Here is a 20,192-nt window from a genome sequence, read left to right as displayed (position 1 = left end):
AGGGGGCTGTGCAGCTTGGTTACCCGTAAGTAGCATGAGGGGTGTGACGCGTCCCCCGGGGCGCCCCGCAGCAGTGCCATCCCGCACCTGGAGGAGAGCCAACGTGCCTCGTACCGCTAGGGACGTCGTCTTCGTCGACGGCGTCCGCACCCCGTTCGGCAAGGCGGGCCCGAAGGGCATCTATCACGAGACCCGCGCCGACGACATGGTCGTCAAGTGCATCCGGGAGCTGCTGCGCCGCAACCCGGATCTGGATCCGGCCACGATCGACGAGGTCGCCCTCGCGGCGACCACCCAGATCGGCGACCAGGGCCTGACCCTGGGCCGTACGGCCGGCATCCTGGCGGGCCTGCCGCAGTCCGTGCCCGGCTTCTCGATCGACCGCATGTGCGCCGGCGCGATGACCGCCGTGACGAGCATCGCGGGCGGCGTCTCCTTCGGCGCGTACGACATCGCGGTGGCCGGCGGCGTCGAGCACATGGGCCGCCACCCCATGGGTGAGGGTGTCGACCCCAACCCGCGCTTCGTGTCGGAGAAGCTGGTCGACCAGTCCGCCCTGTTCATGGGCATGACGGCGGAAAACCTGCACGACCGACTGCCGCACCTGACCAAGCAGCGCGCCGACGAGTACGCGGTACGCAGCCAGGAGAAGGCCGCGAAGGCGTACGCCAACGGGCAGATCCAGGCCGACCTGGTGCCGATCTCCGTGCGGCGCACCAACGCGGAGGCCGGGGAGACCGGTTGGGGTCTGGCCACCGCCGACGAGCCGATGCGTCCGGGGACGACCCTGGAGAACCTCGCCGGACTCAAGACCCCGTTCCGTCCGCACGGCCGGGTGACCGCGGGCAACGCCGCCGGGCTCAACGACGGCGCGACCGCCTCGCTGATCGCCGCCGAGGACGTGGCGCGCGAGCTGGGCCTGCCGGTCAAGATGCGCCTGGTGGACTTCGCGTTCGCGGGTGTGGAGCCGGAGGTCATGGGCATCGGCCCGGTCCCGGCGACCGAAAAGGCGCTGGCCAAGGCCGGCCTGACGATCGATGACATCGGCCTGTTCGAGATCAACGAAGCCTTCGCGGTGCAGGTGCTCTCGCTCCTGGACCACTACGGCATCGCGGACGACGACCCGCGCGTCAACCAGTACGGCGGCGCCATCGCGTTCGGCCACCCGCTCGCCTCCTCCGGCGTGCGCCTGATGACGCAGCTGGCCCGGCAGTTCGAGGAGCAGCCGCACGTCCGCTACGGCATCACCACCATGTGCGTCGGCTTCGGCATGGGCGGAACGGTCATCTGGGAGAACCCGCACTTCGAGGGGAACAAGTGAGTACTACCGCTGAGCTGTTGAAGGGTGCGGCAGAGCTGTTCCCCGACGAGGTTGTGACCGCGGCGCACGTACGCCACATCGACCTGCCCCAGGGCGCGGGGAAGTTCGCGCTCATCACGCTGGACAACGGCCTGGACCACACCAAGCCGACCACCTTCGGGCCGCAGTCGCTGGCGAACCTCAACACTGCCGTCGACCAGGTGGAGAAGGAGGCCGCGGCCGGCGACATCGTCGGTGTCGGCATCACCGGCAAGCCGTTCATCTTCGCGGTCGGCGCCGACCTCAAGGGCGTCGAGCTGCTGAAGCGGCACGAGGACGCGCTGGCCATCGGCAAGGGCGGCCACGACGTCTTCAAGCGGCTTTCGGGCCTGGCCGTGCCGACCTTCGCGTACTACAACGGCGCGGCGATGGGCGGTGGCGTCGAGGTCGGGCTGCACTGCACCTACCGCACCGTCTCCAAGGCGCTGCCGGCGTTCTCGCTGCCCGAGGTCTTCCTCGGTCTCGTACCGGGGTGGGGCGGCTGTGTGCTGCTGCCGAACCTGATCGGCGCGGACCGCGCGGTCTCCGTCGTCATCGAGAACTCGCTCAACCAGAACAAGCAGCTCAAGGGCGCCCAGGTCCACGAACTCGGCATCGCCGACGCCCTCTTCGAAGGCGCGGACTTCCTGGAGCAGTCGCTGATCTGGACCGCTTCGGTGCTGAAGGGCGACACCGAGGTCGTACGGGCCGAGATCGACCGCGGTGCGGCCTGGGACGAGGCCGTGGCACGCGGCAAGGCCATCGCCGACGGCAAGGTGCACGGCGCGGCCCCCGCCGCCTACCGCGCGCTGGAGATCATCGCCGCTGCCAGGAACGGCGACCTCCAGCAGGGCTTCGACGCCGAGGACCAGGCGCTGGCCGACCTGATCATGGGCGGCGAACTGCGCAGCGGCATCTACGCGTTCAACCTGGTGCAGAAGCGCGCCAAGCGGCCGGCCGGTGCCCCGGACAAGAAGCTGGCCCGTCCCGTCACCAAGGTGGGTGTCGTCGGCGCCGGCCTGATGGCCTCGCAGCTTGCGCTGCTCTTCGCCCGTCGCCTGGAGGTGCCGGTCGTCCTCACGGACATCGACCAGGCCCGGGTCGACAAGGGCGTCGAGTACGTGCACGGCGAGATCGACAAGCTGCTGCTCAAGGGCCGGGTCAACCAGGACAAGGCGAACCGCCTCAAGGGCCTGGTCTCCGGTCACCTCGACAAGGCGGCCGCGTTCGGCGACGCGGACTTCGTCATCGAGGCCGTCTTCGAGGAGATGGGCGTCAAGCAGAAGGTGTTCGCCGAGGTCGAGGCGGTCGTGCCGGAGCACGCCGTCCTCGCCACCAACACCTCGTCGCTCTCGGTCACCGAGATGGCGTCGAAGCTGAAGAACCCCGAGCGGGTCGTGGGCTTCCACTTCTTCAACCCGGTCGCGATCCTGCCGCTCCTGGAGATCGTGCGCGCGGAGAAGACCGATGACGCGTCGCTGGCCACCGCCTTCTCCGTCGCCAAGTCGCTGAAGAAGACGGCCGTGCTGGTGAAGGACGCCCCGGCGTTCGTCGTCAACCGCGTCCTGACCCGCTTCATGGGCGAGATCCAGAACGTCATCGACGAGGGCACCCCGGTCACCGTCGCCGAGAAGGCGGTCGAGCCGCTCGGCCTGCCGATGTCGCCGCTGGTGCTGCTGGAGCTGGTCGGCCCGGCGATCGGACTGCACGTCTCGGAGACGCTGAACGGCGCCTTCCCCGACCGCTTCAAGGTCTCGCCGAACCTCGCCGCCGTGGTCAAGGCCGGCAAGCGCGGCTTCTACGTCCACTCCGCCGAGAATCCGGCCGAGCCGGAGCTGGACCCCGAGGTCGCCGCGCTCCTGGAGCAGGGCGACACCGTCCTGACCGAGGAGCAGGTCCGTGACCGCGTCCTGGACGCCGTCGCGCAGGAGATCGGCCTGATGCTGGACGAGGGTGTCGTCGCCGAGGCGCAGGACATCGACCTGTGCCTGATCACCGGCGCCGGCTGGCCCTTCCACCTGGGCGGCATCACGCCGTACCTGGACCGCGAGGGCGTCTCGGAGCGGGTGACGGGCAAGAAGTTCCTGGCTCCCGGTGTGGCGAGCGTGCCTGCGTAGGCGGGCGCCTCTGGAGTGATCTCTGTACGTACACAGCGCGGGCCGGCTCGGGTGAGCCGGTCCGCGCGTGCGGGTGCGGGGGGTCTGCGGGCGGGGCTTCGCCGTCCGTCACCCGTGGCACGCTGGGGCCATGGATTCCTTGGTGATCGTCGATGCCGCGAACGTCGTCGGCTCGGTGCCGGACGGCTGGTGGCGGGACCGGCGTGGTGCGGCGGAGCGGCTGCGGGACGCGCTGGCCGGCTATGCGTCGGGCGGGGTGCCGGGGTTCGTCGAGCCGCCGTTGGAGATCGTGCTCGTGGTGGAGGGCGCGGCCCGTGCGGTGGCCTCGGTCGACGGGGTGCGGGTGGTGTCCGCGCCGGGCAGCGGGGACGACCGGATGGTGGAGCTGGTGGGCGATGAGGGCGCGGGACGGGACTGTCTGGTGGTGACCGCTGACCGGGAGCTGCGGGCCCGCGTCGAGGCGCTGGGCGCCCGGGTGGCGGGCCCCCGCGCGGTCCGCGGCGCACGGGGCGGGAGCGTGTAGGAACGTCCCGTGGCGGCCCGGCGGCGGGCCTCAGTCCTTGCCCGCGGCCTTGTTGCGCAGGCCGAGCCGGCTGTGCGCGTGCCCGTACACGAAGTAGACGGCGAAGCCGATGACCATCCACACGGCGAACCGCAGCCAGGTCTCGGCGGGCAGGTTGAGCATCAGCCACAGCGAGGCGAGCACGGACAGCGTGGGGACCAGCGGGACGAGCGGGGTGCGGAAGGACCGCGGCAGGTCGGGGCGGGAGCGGCGGAGCAGGACGACGCCGATGGCGACCACGACGAAGGCGAACAGGGTGCCGATGTTGACCAGTTCGGCGAGTACGTCGATCGAGGTGAAGCCGGCGACCACCGCGACGACGACGCCCAGCAGGACGGTCGACCGGTAGGGCGTGCCGAAGCGCGGGTGCACGCGGGAGAAGAACTGCGGCAGCAGCCCGTCGCGGCTCATCGCGAAGAACACCCGGCTCTGGCCCAGCAGCAGGATCATGCAGACCGAGGTGAGGCCGACCGCGGCGCCGAAGCTGATGACGCCGGCGTAGAAGGGGTGGCCGACGGATTTGAAGGCGTCGGCGAGCGGGGCGTCGGTCGACAGCTGACTGTACTTCTGCATGCCGGTGACGACGATGGACACCGCGACGTAGAGGACGGTGCAGATGGCGAGCGAGCCGAGGATGCCGCGCGGCACGTCGCGCTGCGGACTGCGGGTCTCCTCGGCCGCGGTGGCGACGATGTCGAAGCCGATGAAGGCGAAGAAGACGACGGCGGCCGCGGCGAAGATGCCCATCACGCCGAAGTTGGACGGGGTGAAGCCGAAGATCAGCTGGGAGAGCGGGGCGGCGTATCCGCTCTCGCCCACGTGGGCCTGGGTGGGCGGCAGGAACGGCCGGTAGTTGGCGCCGCTGATGAAGAAGGCGCCGGCGATGACGACGAGCAGGACGACGGTCACCTTGATGCCGACGATCACCGAGGTCACCCGCGAGGAGAGCTTCATGCCGAGGACGAGGATGACGGTCAGGGCCAGGACGAGGATGCAGGCGAGCAGGTCGAAGCCGAAGGTGCCGCCCTGGGTGCCGGAGAGCTTCGCCGGCAGGTGCCAGCCGGCGGTGTCCAGCAGCGACCGCATATAGCCGGACCAGCCGACGGCGACCACCGCGCAGCCCAGCGCCAGTTCGAGGATCAGATCCCAGCCGATGATCCAGGCGGGCAGCTCACCGAGCGAGGCGTAGGAGAAGGTGTAGGCGGAGCCGGCGACCGGCACCGTGGAGGCGAACTCCGCGTAGCACAGGGCCGCCAGGGCGCAGACCACACCGGCCGCGACGAAGGACAGGGCGACGGCGGGGCCCGCCTGTTCCTTGGCGATCTTTCCGGTGAGAACGAAAATGCCGGTGCCGATGACGACACCGACACCGAAGACGGTCAGATCGAGCGCGGACAGGGATTTCTTGAGCGCGTGTTCCGGATCTTCGGTGTCCTGGATGGACTGTTCGACCGTTTTTGTGCGGAACATGCCGCGGTCGCGGCGCGTGCCGTTGCCTGTGCCCTGCTGTCTGCTCATGGGCGAACCTCCACCTGGACGACCGTCAGCACTCTCCCGAACTGACCGAGTCTCCGTAATGCACAGCGGTCGTCAGGGGCGGCGGGCCTCCGGGCGGCGGGGATTCACCCGATGGAACGCGTGGGCGGACAAGCCGATGGGCCGGTCGGAGCACCCGAACAGGTGACCGGCCGGCCCATGAGCTGCGGCTGCGGGGTCAGTCGCCGGCGACCTCGGCCGGGCGCGGGGTGCCCGCGGCTTCCTCCGCGGCGCCGGCGTCCTCGTAACGGCCGTCGATCCTGGCGACGAGGCCGGTGACCTGGCGGGCGATGTCCGGAGCGGTGAGCCCGATCTCGGCCATGACCTCCTTGCGCGAGGCGTGGTCGAGGAAGCGCTCGGGGATGCCGAAGTCGCGCAGCGGGACGTCCACCCCGGCGTCCCGCAGCGCCTGCGCCACGGCCGAACCGACGCCGCCGGTGCGGATGTTGTCCTCGACGGTGACCACGACGCGGTGCTTGGCGGCGAGGCCCGGCAGCGCGGCGTCGACCGGCTTGACCCAGCGCGGGTCGACCACGGTCGTCGAGATGCCCTGCTTGTCGAGGAGGCCGGCGATCTCCAGACACATGGGGGCCAGCGCGCCGACCGACACCAGCAGGACGTCAGGACGCTTGACCGAGGCGGCGGGCTCACGCAGCACGTCCATGCCGCCGACCCGTCCGACCGCCTCGACGGCCGGGCCGACCGCGCCCTTGGAGTACCGCACGACGGTCGGGGCGTCGTCCACGTCGACGGCCTCGCGCAGCTGGGCGCGTACCTGGTCGGCGTCGCGCGGCGCGGCGATCCGCAGGCCGGGGACGACCTGGAGGAGCGACATGTCCCACATGCCGTTGTGCGAGGCGCCGTCGGTGCCGGTGACGCCGGAGCGGTCCAGGACGAAGGTGACCCCGCACTTGTGCAGGGCGACGTCCATCAGGACCTGGTCGAAGGCGCGGTTGAGGAACGTCGCGTACAGGGCGAAGACGGGGTGCAGCCCGCCGGTGGCCAGGCCGGCCGCGGAGACCGCGCCGTGCTGCTCGGCGATGCCGACGTCGTAGACCCGGCCGGGGAACGCCTCGGCGAACTTCTGGAGGCCGACCGGCTGGAGCATGGCCGCGGTGATCGCCACGATGTCGTCGCGCTCGTGGCCGAGCTTGACCATTTCCTCGCCGAAGACGGACGTCCAGTCGGCGCCGGACGCGGCGACCGGGAGGCCGGTGTCGGGGTGGATGACGCCGATGCCGTGGAAGCGGTCCGCCTCGTCCTGCTCGGCGGGCTCGTAGCCGCGGCCCTTCTCCGTGAGGCAGTGCACGATGACCGGGCCGCCGAAGCGCTTGGCGCGCTGCAGCGCGGACTCCAGGGCCTCCAGGTCGTGGCCGTCGATCGGGCCGACGTACTTCAGGCCGAGGTCCTCGAACATGCCCTGCGGCGCGATGAAGTCCTTCAGGCCCTTCTTGGCGCCGTGCAGCGTCTCGTAGAGCGGCTTGCCGAGTACCGGCGTGCGCTCCAGGAGGTCCTTGCCGCGGGCCAGGAAACGCTCGTAGCCGTCGGTGGTGCGCAGGGTGGCGAGGTGGTCGGCGAGGCCGCCGATGGTGGGCGCGTAGGAGCGCTCGTTGTCGTTGACGACGATGACGAGCGGGCGGTCCTTGGCCACGGCGATGTTGTTCAGCGCCTCCCAGGCCATGCCGCCGGTCAGCGCGCCGTCGCCGATCACCGCGACGACGTGGTCGTCCTTGCCGCGCACCTGGTTCGCCTTGGCGAGGCCGTCGGCCCAGCCGAGGACCGTCGATGCGTGGCTGTTCTCGATGACGTCGTGCTCGGACTCGGCGCGCGAGGGGTAGCCGGACAGGCCGCCCTTGGTGCGCAGTCCCGCGAAGTCCTGGCGTCCGGTGAGCAGCTTGTGGACGTAGGACTGGTGGCCGGTGTCGAAGAGGACCCGGTCCTTCGGGGAGTGGAAGACGCGGTGCAGGGCGATGGTCAGCTCGACCACACCGAGGTTCGGCCCGAGGTGTCCGCCGGTCTTGGAGACCGCGTCGACGAGGAAGCCGCGGACCTCGTCTGCGAGCTGTACGAGCTGTTCCGGGGTGAGCCGGTCCAGGTCGCGTGGCCCTCCGATACGGGTCAGCAACTCCCGCCCGTCTCCAGCGACCGACCCGGCCTGGCGCGCTTCGCGCGGCACCTTCTGCACTGTGCCTCCTTGCTGTCGAGCTTCGAACTGGTCGAGGTTGCCGATCAGCCGAGTCTAATGTTCCGTCGGCTACGGCGGTCCCCGGGCCTTGCGATGTATGTCACTCGGGTGACCCGCCGGATCCGGCCAGGCCCCGGACACGGACCGGCCCCCACCGGAACGTGCCTGGTGGGGGCCGGGATGACGGCCCGCGCGCGCTGCGGGTGCCCGGATGCGCTCCGTCAGACGAACGACTGCCCGCGCTTCACGTGCGCCCCGCGGTCTTCTGCGTCCGCCGCGACACCGAGTCGATGACGACGGCGGCGAGCAGCACCGCGCCGGTGATCATGTACTGGATCTCGCTGGCCATGCCGAGCAGGTTCAGGCCCTGCTGGATCGACTGGATGACGAGCATGCCCAGCAGCGCGGACCAGATCTTGCCGCGGCCGCCGAAGAGGCTGGTGCCGCCGATGACCGCGGCGGCGATGACGTTCATCAGGGTGTTGCCTGAGCCGAGGTTCTTGGTGGCGCCGCCGGAGAGACTGGCGATGAACAGTCCGCCGAAGGCGGCCAGCATGCCGGAGATCGCGAACACCGTGATGCGGATCTTGTTGACGTTGATGCCCGCCCTGCGCGCCGCCTCCGCGTTGCCGCCGACCGCGAAGATCTGCCGCCCGTAGGTCGTGCGGCGCACCACGAAGTCGGCGATGACCAGCACGGCCAGGAAGAGGACCAGGGCCAGCGGCAGGCCGCGGGCGCCGGCCGGCTCGTTGAGGACGTAGGCGACGGCGAAGGCGAGTACCGCGACCACGGCGGTGCGCAGCAGGATCTCGCTGAGCGGCCGGGACGGCAGGGCCGCCGCCCTGCGGCGCTTGGCGTCCAGGAGGAGCGAGGCGGCGTAGGCGAGTACCGCGATCAGGGCCAGCCCGTAGGCGGCGGCCTTGTCCTCGAAGTAGTAGCCGGTGAGGCTCTCGACGATGCTGCCGCTGGGGGTGTTGATGGAGCCTTCCTTGCCCATCATCCAGATCTGCAGGCCGCTCCAGCCGAGGAAGCCGGCGAGGGTGACGACGAAGGCGGGGACGCCGACCTTGGCGAAGAAGAAGCCGTGGAGCGTGCCGATGGCGGCGCCGGCGACGACGGCGATGAGGACGGCGAGCCAGTCGTTGACGCCGTGGGTGACGCTCAGCACGGCCCAGACGGCCGCGCCGACGCCGGCCACCGAGCCGACGGAGAGGTCGATCTCGCCGAGCAGCAGGACGAAGACGATGCCGACGGCCATGATGCCGAGGCCGGAGGTGTAGACGCCGATGTTGGCGAGGCTGTCGGCGGACAGGAAGCTGCTGTTCTTGAGCTGGAAGACGACGGCGATGACGAGCAGGCCGATGACGACCGGGAGGGAGCCCAGTTCGCCGCCGCGTACCCGGCGCTTGAAGTCGCCCACGTAGCCGGCGAAGCCCTGTTCGCGGACGAGCAGGCGGGGGTCGACGGCGGCGGGCGTGGCCGCGGGCGCGGCGTCGGTGTCCGAGGCCGCGCCCGTCTCTTCGGCGGGCCGCTTGGTGAGGTCGCTCATCGCGGGTCCTCCTTCTTCACCTGGTCCGTGCGGGCCTTGCGGCGGGTGACGGCGTTGTCCGATGCGCCGGTGATGGCGGCGATGATCTCTTCGTGGGAGGTGCCCTCGACGTCGAAGACACCGTTGTTGCGGCCCAGTCGGAGCACCGCGACCCGGTCGGCGACGGCCTGGACGTCGGCCATGTTGTGGCTGATGAGGATGACACCGAGGTTCCGCTCGCGCAGCCGCTCGACGAGGTCGAGCACCTGGGCGGTCTGCTCGACGCCGAGGGCCGCGGTCGGCTCGTCGAGGATGACGACCTTCGGCTCGCCGATCAGCGCACGGGCGATGGCGACGACCTGGCGCTGGCCGCCGGAGAGCGAGGCGACGGGGATCCGGACGCTGGGGATCCGGATGGACAGGGTGTCCAGCAGTTCCTTGGCGCGCTTCTCCATCGCGATCTCGTCCAGGACACCGGCGGTGCGGATCTCGCTGCCGAGGTAGAGGTTGGCGACGACATCGAGGTTGTCGCAGAGCGCGAGGTCCTGGTACACGGTGGCGACACCCAGCTCCTGGGCGTCGTGCGGCTTCGTGACGCGGACCGGCCTGCCCTCCCACTCGATGGTGCCTTCGTCGACCGGGTGGACCCCCGAAATGGTCTTGACGAGGGTGGACTTGCCGGCGCCGTTGTCGCCGACCAGGGCGACCACCTCACCGGGGTGGATCTCCAGCGTGACGTCCGTGAGCGCCTGGACGGCGCCGAACCGCTTGGAGATTTTGCGCAACGCCAGCACAGGCGCAGCGGACACGTGAATCATCTCCTTCACCGCCTTCACACCGGCGGGGATGGTGGTGCAGGGAGCACAGGGCTTCGCGAGGTACGGCCCGGCCCGGCGCGCGGGCGGGTCCGGTGCGGCGGGGCGGCCGCGGGAGGCGCGGCGGCCCCGCCCGACGGGCTACTTGATGCCGGCCGCCTCGCAGGCCGCCTTCACGTCCGCGGTGCAGATCTGGCTCGCCTTGTAGACCTTGTCCTTGATGATCGTGTCCTTGACGTTGTCCTTGGTCACGACCTGCGCGTCATACAGCTTCGCCGGGATGCCCTTGACGTCGCCGCTGAGGCTGTCGACCTTGATGGGTGTCAGGGAGTCGGTCTTCTCGCCCTTGAGCAGCTTGACGGCGATCTCGGCGGTGGAGTCGGCCTGCGGCTTGATCTGCTTGTAGATCGTGAACGCCTGCTCGCCCTTCAACACCCGCTGGAGACCCGCCAGTTCGGAGTCCTGGCCGCCGACCGGGACCTTGACGCCCTGCTGCCTGAGCGCGGTGATGACGCCGCCCGCCTCGCCGTCGTTGGCGGCGTAGACGCCCTGGAAGCCGTCCTTGCCGAGCGAGTCGATGGCCGCGCTCATCTTCTTGTTGGCCTCGTCCGGCGACCAGTCGGGGATGTCCTGCTCGTAGACGATCTTCTTGACCTGCTTGTCGAGGACGGTGTGGGCGCCCTTCTTGAAGAACGGCGCATTGGCGTCGGTCGGCGAGCCGTTGATCATGACCACGTTGCTGTTCTTGGCGTCACTGCCGAGCGCCTTGACCAGTGCCTGGCCCTGGAGGCGGCCGATCTTCTCGTTGTCGTAGGACACGTAGGCGGAGATCTCGCCCTCGGCCAGCCGGTCGTACGCGACGACCTTGACGCCCTTCTTGGCGGCCTGGTTGACCCACGACTTGGTGGCCTTGTAGTCGACCGGGTCCAGGATGATCACCTTGATGCCCTGGGTGATCAGCGCGTCGAACTGCTTCTTCTGGGTCTCGGTCTCCTGCGCCGCGTTGTTGTACTTGACCTTGCAGTCGCTGCACAGCTCATGGATCTTCGCCTCCATGAGGGGCCGGTCGAAGGTTTCGTAACGGGTGGTCTTGTTCTCCGGCAGCAGCAGACCGATGGTCTTGCTGTCCCCGCCGGCGGCCTTGCCATCGTCACCGGCCTTGCCGCAGGCGGCCACCGAGAGGGCCAGCGATACGGCAGCGGTACCTATGAGGGCGCGACGCGTCCAGACATTCATTGAGCTTGCCTCCCTGACGTGGCCGCGTCGTTGCGGCCGAGGTGGCTGGAAGTCAACTCGGCCGCCAGCGCACCGTCAAGGAGTAAATCCTTAACGAGATGACAACGGTGCCATGCGTTAGGTGCCTGAAGTCAGCCACCTCATGCGATGGCAGCGCTCTCGACGCCCTGCGCGCCGTCGAGGAGGGTCGAATCGCCCATCTCGTTCAGCACCAGCGCGAGCGCGCCCAGCACCTCGGCCCGGCCGCCGAGCGTGCCGGGGACCAGCCCCAACTGCCGTGCCGCGCTGGGGATCGCGTACCGCGACACGGATTCCCTGATCGGCCCGAGCACCAGCTCGCCGGCCTCGGCCAGATCCCCGCCGAGCACCACTCGGCTCGGGTTGAGCAGATTGCACAGGTTCGCCACGCCGCTTCCGATATGGCGTCCGACGTCCCCGATGACCCGCCGGCAGCCCGGATCGCCCTCACGGGCCAGCTGGACGACACGGGCCATGGTGAGATCCGGGCCGTGGCTCGGCTGGAGCAGCGGCAGCACGTAGCGGGCCGCGGTGAACGTCTCCAGGCAGCCGCGGTTGCCGCAGCGGCAGACGGGACCGGCCTCGTCCAGCGTGATGTGCCCGATCTCGCCCGCCGTGCCGCCGGGCCCGCGGTAGATCTGCCCGCTGATCACCAGGCCCGCGCCGACACCGCTGGCGACCTTGATGTACGCGAGGTCGGCGGCGCCCCGGCCGCTGCCCCACACCAGCTCGCCCAGCGCGCCGAGGTTGGCGTCGTTGTCGACGTAGACGGGGGCCCCGAGGCGGCCGGACAGCTCGTCGGTGGGGTTCGTGCCGGACCAGCCGGGCAGGATCGCGGTGGAGCCGAGCGTGCCCGACTCCACGTCGATCGGACCCGGCACACCGAGGCCGACGCCGATGACCTTGCCCGCCGGGATCCCGGTCGCCTCGACCAGCCTGCTGACCAGCCGTTCCGCCCGGTCGAAGCCCTCCGCCGCGGAGGCGTCCACATCGATCGGCTCGGCCTGCTCGGCCAGGACCTGGTGGGCGAGGTTCCCGACGGCGACCCGCAGGTGGGAGTGGCCGAAATCGACCCCGACGACGATGCCGGCGTCGCCGGACAGGGAGACGCTTCGCGCCCGCCGTCCCCCCGCGGAGGTGGGGGTCACCTCGACGGTCCCGCCGTCCTTCAACTCACGAACGATATTGGAAACGGTGGCCGCGGACAGCCCCGTGCTCCGGGCGATCTCCGCCTGCGTGAGTGAGCCCGCCATACGCACCGCGCGTACGACCCGCTCCAGATTGGCCCGGTGCAGCGAGGACTGCGACCCCGGAGTCTCCATCGACTCATCCACTCCCGCCTTGGGACGGGCGGCACGACGACCGCCCGCCGGGCCGGGCCACAACAGCGTGGTCCCGGCTTGTCTCCAACATGTGAATCTAAGATGACGCGCCCCGGTCGCCTCCCGTCAAGTCCTTGAGCAGCTACGGGCCGAGCCGCCACGGCCCGGTCCCGGCGCCCCGGGAGCGGAGGGAGCCCCGGCCGGGCGGGTCCGGCCGGGGGTGGCGGGCCGCCGGCGCCGGCTACTTGAGCGCGCCGGCGGTGAGTCCCGCGACCACCTGCCGCTGGAAGATGATGTACGCGGCGAGCACCGGCAGCATCGCGATGGTGAGCCCCGCGAAGAGGCCCGACCAGTCGCCCTTGTAGCCCTGGCTGACCGCGAGGGCCACCAGCCCCTGGGTGAGCATCTTCTTGTGCGGATCGCCGACGTTGAGCACCGTCGGCAGCAGGTACTGGTTCCACTGCCCGAGGAAATTGAAGATGCCGACGCTGATCAGGCCCGGCTTGGCCATCGGCAGCATGACCTGGAAGAAGATGCGGGTGTGCGAGGCGCCGTCGATGAGGGCGGCCTCGGCCACCGAGGTCGGCAGCGTTTTGAAGAAGCCGCTGAGGAAGAAGACCGTGAACGGCAGTGAATACGCGATGTAGACGAGGATCAGGCCGTGGTAAGTGTCCAGCAATGCCATGTTCTTCATGACGAAGAACAGCGGAACCAGCGCCAGGATGACCGGGAATCCCATGCCGCCGACGAAGAGGAAGTAGAGGAAACGGTTCCCCGGGAAGTCGAAGCGGGCCAGCACATACGCCGCCATCGCCCCCAGCAGCATCGTCCCGATGAGCGAACCGCCCACCACGATCAGCGAGTTGAGGAAATACTGGCCCATGTTCGCCTTGTCCCAGGCGCGCGACCAGTTGTCGAAGTGCAGAACGGACGGCAGTCCCCAGGGTGAACCGAAGATTTCGGTGTCGTCCTTGAAGGAGCTGACCACGGCCCACAGCAGCGGCATGGCCACCAACAGGCCCCAGATCACCAGGACCCCGTGCGAGAAGACGTTCAGGACACCGCCTTCACTGCTCTTTGTGTCCGGCCGGCCCGCCGCCCCGTTCGCCGGGCCGCCCCTTCCCGCGTCCGCCGGCTTCGCCTTCGTTACATCAGAATTCGTCACGCCAGGATTCGTCACGCCAGGATTCGTCGTGTCCGAATCCGTCGCATCCGGACGGCCCGCGGGGCCGGTCTGCGCACTCATCAGAACTCCAGTCGCTCGCGTCGTCCCAGCCGCATGACGATGGCCGAGAAGATGAGGGTCACGATCAGCAGGGAAACGCCGATGGCGGTCGCGTATCCGGCCTGACCGTCGCGGAAGGTCTTCTGGTACACGTACAGCGGAAGGACCTCTGTCGAATAGTCGGGGCCTCCGGGCCCTACGCTCATGATCTGCACGAAAGCGAAGGCCGAGACGTCCAGGGCGAGAATTCCCATATAGATCCAGCCGGTCTGCACGGTGTCCCACAGCAGCGGCAGGGTGATCCGGAAGAACGTGTTGATGCGGTTGGCGCCATCCAGCAGCGCCGCCTCGTAGAAGTCTTTCGGGATGGAACTCATACCGGCCGAGAAGAGCACGACGTAGAAGCCGACATTCGCCCACACCATCGCGGCCATGACGCACCACAGGGCGATCTGGGGATCGCCCAGCCAGTCGGGCTGCACCTGGCCGAGGCCGATCGCCTTGAAGAGTGCGTTGAGCGCCCCGCTCTCCGGGTTGTACGCGAACTGGAAGAGCAACGCGACGATCGGGACCGACAGTACCTGCGGGAAGAAGTAGACGATTTTATAGGTGCCCGAGCCGCGCACACCGCCGATGACCGCCTTCTTCCGCCGCCGGCCGCCGACATTGAGCATGAAGGCGAAGAAGAGGCCGAGCGAGAGCGTCACCACCGGCAGCAGCAGCAACAGCGTCACGCTGTTGCCCACGGCGGACCAGAAAACGCTGTCCTTGAGGAGCCGTGCGTAGTTGTCGAACCCGACCATCTTCATGTCCGAGCTGAGCCCGGTCCAGTCCGTGAGGGAGTAGTAGATGGCCTGGACGAACGGCGAGATCACGAAAACCGCGTAAATCGCCAGCGGGACGGCCAGGAACCCCGCGATGAAACGGTATTTACCGTGCTGCATGACCACCGATCCCGTTCTCTGGCTGCGGATGCTGCCACTGGTGACGCATCGAACTCACCGGTCAGCGCTTGTACTTCGTGACGCTGGAATCCGCACGGGTGTCGTCGGCATACTTCTGGATCTTCTTGATCGCCTCGTCGGGTGTCATACGGCCCGCCATCATCTCGCCGATGGCGCCGACCCCGATCTTCTCCTTCTGGAGGGCCACGTACCAGTCCTGCATCCGCGGATTGACGATATTCCCGCCGGCTTTCTTCAGCACCTGCTGTGCCGAGGCCAGGCCGGGCGGCAAGGTGATTCCCTCGGTGCCGCCGTCGAGCGACGTCAGCGAGGAGACCTGCTCGATGAAATTCTGCGAGGACTTCTTGCCGAGCATGATGCGCAGCAGCTCCATGCCGCCCTCGGAGTTGCGCCCCTTCTTGGGCACGATGTACGGCTCGCCGCCGGACGCCCAGAGGGTGCCGTACGGCATCTTGTCGGAGCTGGAGAGGCTGGACGGGGGGCCGACCGCGAGCTGGAAATTCGGGTCCTTGGCGATCTGCTTGGCCGACTCGTTCTCGACCCAGGAGCCGTTGGGGATGAACAGCGCCTTGCCCTCGGCCCAGGCATTTTGCGACTGGAGGTGGTCGAGTCCGGGCGAGCCCTTGAGGACATAGCCCTTCTGGTACAGCTCGTAATAGGCGTTGAAGGCGTCCTTGACCGCCGGGTCGTGCCAGGCGTTCGGCTCCAGATTGTCGATCCGCCGCAGCACTTCGGCGCCGCCGATCTTGGCGATGAACGGATAGAGGCTGAAGGGGAAGTAGTACGGGTACTTGCCCGGGTACGTCCAGCCGGCGATGCCCCGCTTCTTCGCCTTCGCGCACAGGGCGAGCATGTCGTCCCAGGTCTCCGGGTATTCCGCGTCCAGCTTCTGCAGATTCCCCTTGGAATACCACACGCCGTAGACGGTGTAGGCGTAGTAGAGGACCCAGGTCTCCTTGCCGCCGAACTGGCCCATTTCGAGGACGCCGGGGCGCAGCGTGTCTCTGACCTTCTTGCTCGGGTCGTCGATGGACGGGGCGTCGAACAGCGGCGTGAGATCGGTGAGCTGGTCCTTGCTCACCAACGTGCCGAAGTCCATCTGTTCGGCACCGGAGTTGTCGACGAGGTCCGGCGGGTTTCCGCCGTTGAACCGGGGTTGCAGCGTCGACTGGATCTTCTGGGTCGAGGAGAGCTTGACCTTCCCTTCGGCCTTCGGGAATGCCTTGGTGTACTCGCCCTGTGCAGCCTTCGCGTACTTGTCACCGAATCCGCCGTCGAAGATGACGACATCGAGGCCGGCGGATTCGTTGACGGCGAGCGGATTCTTGGCGGACTTGGTTCCCTTTTCGACCTTGTCGCCGCCTCCTCCGCCCGCTCCGGCACATGCTGTCAGAACGCTCATGGCCGGAATGGCGACAATTCCGAGGGCCGCAGCTCGCTTGACCAGATCGCGGCGGTTGAATTCCGAGGTGGATCCCATGCGCAAGTCCTCGCCTTCTGCTGGACTCAGGCGGTACCGGAACTCCCGGTACCGCAGGTCATCAGATGGAGCTGAGTTGTACGGGATGTGCACCGGGCACGCTAGAGATATGCGGGGAAATCATCCGATCCCCGCATTTCCCCCCGGGTCCGCGGGCCTGTGGTCACGGCCGGTCGGACGCCGACAGGTATAGTCCACTTCCGGTCGACCGGCAAGATCGAATGCACGGTTCGGCAGTGTCTTTCCCGAGTTGAGACCTCATCGGCCGGCGCGCCTTCCGCGGCGGCCGTATCGCAGGATCGCTCCGCACTCTTGACACCAAAGATCCCACGCACGTTACTTATCTCTGCGTTATCCAACTGACAACGATGTCAACACCGTTGAGAGGGCTCGCGTGCGGCTCAGACACCGGCACACCCCCCTGCGGACGATAGCCAGGCCCGCCGCCCTCGCGGCCGCCGCGCTGCTCGTCCTCACCGCGTACGGCCCGGCCGCCCAGGCCGCGCCGCCCCCGAAGCCCCCTGGCGCGGCGGCCTTCAGCTCCTCCTTCGAGCCCGGCCAGCCGCTGCCCGACTGGAACGACACCCCCGAGACCGGTCCCGACGGGCACCCCAAGGCCGCCGGCGTCACCCCGCAGGGCGGCGCCGCGACACCGGGAATGACCACCCGTACCGGCACAGGACCCGCCGACTCCCCCACCGCCAAGGCGGGCGCGGGCTTCTCCGGCCGCCATGCGCTGCACTATGCCGGCACCCACGCCGCCGCCGGCCACGGCTACGCGTACAACAAGGTCTTCGACGTCAACACCCCGGTCACCGCGGCCACTTCGCTCTCCTACAAGATCTTCCCGGAGATGGCGAAGACCGACCTGGACTACCCCGCGACCCACATCGCCGTCGACCTGGCCTTCACCGACGGCAGCTACCTCAGCGAGCTGCACGCCGTCGACCAGCACGGCACCCCGCTGACGCCGCAGGGCCAGGCCGCCGCCAAGATGCTCTACGTCAACCAGTGGAACGACCGCACCTCGCGGATCGGCGCGGTGGCCGCGGGCAAGGTCATCGACCGGATCCTGGTCGCCTACGACGCGCCCGCCGCCCCGAAGACCGCCCCGGCCTTCAGCGGCTGGGTCGACGACCTCACGATCGGCCCGAAGCCCCAGGACAAACCGCTCGCCCATCTCTCCGACTACGCGAAGACCACCCGCGGCACCCTCTCCAGCGGCAGCTTCTCGCGCGGCAACACCTTCCCCGCCACCGCCGTCCCCAATGGCTTCAACTTCTGGACGCCGGTGACCGACGCGGGCTCGTCCGACTGGCTCTACGAGTACGCGAAAAAGAACAACGCCGACAACCTCCCCACCCTCCAGGCGTTCAGCGCCAGCCACGAGCCCAGCCCCTGGATGGGCGACCGGCAGACCTTCCAGGTGATGCCGTCGACGGCCCACGGCGTCCCGGACGCCTCCCGCACCGCCCGCGCGCTGCCCTTCCACCATGAGAGAGAGACCGCGAAGCCGCACTACTACGGCGTGACCTTCGACAACGGCCTCAAGACGGAGATCACCCCGACCGACCACGCCGCGATGATGCGCTTCACCTTCCCCGGCGACGACGCGAACCTGATCTTCGACAACGTCAGCAACAAGGGCGGGCTCACCCTGGACCCCGCGCACGGGACCGTCAGCGGCTTCTCGGACGTCAAGAGCGGCCTGTCGACCGGCGCCACCCGGCTCTTCGTCTACGGCGTCTTCGACGCGCCGGTCACCCGGGGCGGCCGGCTCGACGGGGGCGGGGGCAAGGACGTCACCGGCTACCTGCGCTTCAAGCCCGGCGCCGACCGCACCGTCACCCTGCGCATCGCCACCTCCCTGATCGGCACCGACCAGGCGAAGGCCAACCTCTCCCGCGAGATACCGGCCGGCACGTCCTTCGCGCGGACCGAGCACCGGGCCCAGGCGCAGTGGGACGACATCCTGGGCCGCATCGAGGTCGAGGGCGCCAGCCGCGACCAGCTCACCACGCTCTACTCCAACCTCTACCGCCTCTACCTCTACCCCAACTCCGGCTCGGAACAGGTCGGTTCGCGCACCCGCTACGCCAGCCCGTTCTCCCCCCAGGTCGGCGAGGACACCCCGACCCGCACCGGCTCGAAGATCGTCGACGGCTCGATCCACGTCAACAACGGCTTCTGGGACACCTACCGGACGACCTGGCCGGCCTATTCCCTCCTCACCCCGAAACGGGCGGGCGAGATGGTGGACGGATTCGTCCAGCAGTACAAGGACGGCGGCTGGATATCCCGCTGGTCGTCGCCGGGCTATGCGGACCTGATGACCGGAACGAGTTCCGATGTGGCCTTCGCCGACGCCTATGTGAAGGGCGTGAAATTCGACGCCGAGGCCGCCTACGAAGCAGCCGTCAAGAATGCCACCGTCGCCCCGCCGTCCCCCGGTGTCGGCCGCAAGGGCATGAGCACATCGCCCTTCCTCGGCTACACCAGCACCGACACCCGGGAAGGCGCTTCCTGGGCGCTTGAGGGCTACCTCAACGACTTCGGCATCTCCCGTATGGGCAAGGCCCTCCACGCGAAGACGCACAAGGCCCGCTACAAGGAGGAGTCCGACTATTTCCTGGGCCGCGCCCAGAATTACGTCAAGCTCTTCGACAAGGGCACCGGCTTCTTCCAGGGCAAGGACGCCAAGGGCAACTGGCGGCTGCCGCCGGGGAAGTTCGACCCGCGGGTCTGGGGCAACGACTACACCGAGACCAACGCCTGGACGTACGCCTTCACCGCGCCGCAGGACACCCGCGGGCTGGCCAACCTCTACGGCGGCAGGGCCGGTCTGGCGAAGAAGCTGGACACCTATTTCGCCACCCCGGAAACCGCGTCGAAGGAATTCGCCGGTTCCTACGGCGACGTCATCCACGAGATGACCGAGGCCCGGGACACCCGGATGGGCATGTACGGGCACAGCAACCAGCCCTCGCACCACATCGCGTACACCTATGACGCCGCGGGACAGCCCTGGAAAACGCAGGACAAGGTCCGCGAAGTGCTGTCCCGGCTCTATGTCGGCAGCGAGATCGGGCAGGGATATCCGGGCGACGAGGACAACGGTGAGATGTCCGCGTGGTACGTCTTCAGCGCGCTCGGCTTCTATCCGCTGGTGATGGGCCAGGGCGAATACGCGGTGGGCTCCCCGCTGTTCACCAAGGCCACCGTCCATCTGGAAAACGGCCGCGACCTCGTCGTCAACGCGCCCCGCAACAGCGCACGGAATATCTACGTCCAGAATCTGCGGGTCAACGGAAAGCCGTGGAATTCCACCGCGCTGCCGCACGAGCTGCTGGCCCGCGGCGGCACCCTGGACTTCGCGATGGGCGCCCGCCCGTCGTCCTGGGGCACCGGCAAGGACGCGGCCCCCACGTCGATCACCCGCGACGACAAGGTGCCCTCGCCACCCGCCGACGTGACGGACCCGGCCGCCGGACCGCTCTTCGACAACACCTCCGGCACCTCGGCACCGTTCACCCGGACCCCGGTCGACCTGGCGAAGCCGGCCGAGGTCACCTCGTACACCCTCACCTCGGCGGATCGCGCCAAGGCGCCCAAGGGCTGGACGCTGGAGGGTTCCGCCGACGGCAGCCACTGGAAGCCGCTCGACCACCGCTCGGGCGAGTCCTTCCGCTGGGACCACCAGACCCGCGTCTTCGCCGTCGGCACACCGGGCAGCTACCGGCACTACCGCCTGGTGCCGGAAGGGCCGGGCAGCTCTCTGGCGGAGATCGAGCTGCTGGCGTAGTCCGGGCCGCGCACCCGTACATGCGCGAAGGGCCGCACCCCGTATCGACGGAGTGCGGCCCT

Annotated in this window: 13 protein-coding genes; 4 read left to right on the top strand and 9 right to left on the bottom strand. The window is 68.9% G+C overall.

Annotated elements, in window-relative coordinates; translation table 11 throughout:
- Positions 1–103: 103 nt before the first annotated feature.
- From LIU39_RS04000 to LIU39_RS03990, 3 genes are all read left to right on the top strand, one after another.
- A complete protein-coding gene (locus LIU39_RS04000) occupies positions 104–1,321 on the top strand; it encodes a thiolase family protein (RefSeq protein ID WP_227044599.1) in 1,218 nt (405 codons plus the stop codon).
- Positions 1,318–3,456, top strand: coding sequence for a 3-hydroxyacyl-CoA dehydrogenase NAD-binding domain-containing protein (locus LIU39_RS03995; RefSeq protein WP_227044596.1), 2,139 nt, complete (start codon positions 1,318–1,320; stop codon positions 3,454–3,456). Before LIU39_RS04000 ends, LIU39_RS03995 begins: the two co-directional genes overlap by 4 nt.
- 130 nt (positions 3,457–3,586) lie before the next feature.
- Positions 3,587–3,979, top strand: coding sequence for an NYN domain-containing protein (locus LIU39_RS03990; RefSeq protein ID WP_227044594.1), 393 nt, complete (start codon positions 3,587–3,589; stop codon positions 3,977–3,979).
- Positions 3,980–4,009: 30 nt separating this feature from the next.
- On the opposite strand, the gene LIU39_RS03985 is transcribed toward LIU39_RS03990, so the two are convergent.
- The 9 genes from LIU39_RS03985 to ngcE all read right to left on the bottom strand — a co-directional run bounded on the left by LIU39_RS03985 (position 4,010) and on the right by ngcE (position 16,328).
- Entirely contained in the window at positions 4,010–5,536 is a 1,527-nt protein-coding gene (locus LIU39_RS03985) for an amino acid permease (protein ID WP_227044592.1), read from the bottom strand.
- A 196-nt stretch (positions 5,537–5,732) separates the two neighbouring features.
- The gene (gene dxs, locus LIU39_RS03980; RefSeq protein ID WP_227044590.1) at positions 5,733–7,739 is read right to left on the bottom strand and encodes a 1-deoxy-D-xylulose-5-phosphate synthase; all 2,007 of its coding nucleotides are present in this window, start codon (positions 7,737–7,739) and stop codon (positions 5,733–5,735) included.
- A 244-nt stretch (positions 7,740–7,983) separates the two neighbouring features.
- Positions 7,984–9,288: a sugar ABC transporter permease gene (locus tag LIU39_RS03975; protein ID WP_227044588.1), complete on the bottom strand. Its 1,305-nt coding sequence runs from the start codon at positions 9,286–9,288 to the stop codon at positions 7,984–7,986.
- Positions 9,285–10,085 (bottom strand): ATP-binding cassette domain-containing protein, encoded by an 801-nt coding sequence (locus tag LIU39_RS03970; protein ID WP_227044586.1) that lies wholly within the window; start codon positions 10,083–10,085, stop codon positions 9,285–9,287. Before LIU39_RS03970 ends, LIU39_RS03975 begins: the two co-directional genes overlap by 4 nt.
- A 138-nt stretch (positions 10,086–10,223) precedes the next feature.
- On the bottom strand, positions 10,224–11,318 hold the full coding sequence (locus LIU39_RS03965; RefSeq protein ID WP_227044585.1) for a sugar ABC transporter substrate-binding protein: 1,095 nt from the start codon (positions 11,316–11,318) through the stop codon (positions 10,224–10,226).
- Between the two features lie 140 nt (positions 11,319–11,458).
- On the bottom strand, positions 11,459–12,658 hold the full coding sequence (locus LIU39_RS03960) for an ROK family transcriptional regulator (RefSeq protein ID WP_227044583.1): 1,200 nt from the start codon (positions 12,656–12,658) through the stop codon (positions 11,459–11,461).
- Positions 12,659–12,899: 241 nt separating this feature from the next.
- The gene (locus tag LIU39_RS03955) at positions 12,900–13,823 is read right to left on the bottom strand and encodes a carbohydrate ABC transporter permease (RefSeq protein ID WP_227044581.1); all 924 of its coding nucleotides are present in this window, start codon (positions 13,821–13,823) and stop codon (positions 12,900–12,902) included.
- Positions 13,824–13,903: 80 nt separating this feature from the next.
- Positions 13,904–14,827: a carbohydrate ABC transporter permease gene (locus LIU39_RS03950; protein WP_227044579.1), complete on the bottom strand. Its 924-nt coding sequence runs from the start codon at positions 14,825–14,827 to the stop codon at positions 13,904–13,906.
- A 61-nt stretch (positions 14,828–14,888) separates the two neighbouring features.
- Complete coding sequence (gene ngcE, locus LIU39_RS03945) at positions 14,889–16,328, bottom strand: N-acetylglucosamine/diacetylchitobiose ABC transporter substrate-binding protein (protein ID WP_227044577.1); 1,440 nt, start codon at positions 16,326–16,328, stop codon at positions 14,889–14,891.
- Positions 16,329–16,722: 394 nt separating this feature from the next.
- On the opposite strand from ngcE, the gene LIU39_RS03940 reads away from it, so the two are divergent.
- Positions 16,723–20,130 (top strand): GH92 family glycosyl hydrolase, encoded by a 3,408-nt coding sequence (locus tag LIU39_RS03940; RefSeq protein WP_227044575.1) that lies wholly within the window; start codon positions 16,723–16,725, stop codon positions 20,128–20,130.
- Positions 20,131–20,192: the final 62 nt, after the last annotated feature.

Source organism: Streptomyces pinistramenti (assembly GCF_020564935.1).
GTDB classification, from domain to species: Bacteria; Actinomycetota; Actinomycetes; order Streptomycetales; family Streptomycetaceae; genus Streptomyces; species Streptomyces pinistramenti.
The sequence above is the reverse complement of the archived record's forward strand: the minus strand, read 5'-3'. Positions and strand labels throughout refer to the sequence as shown.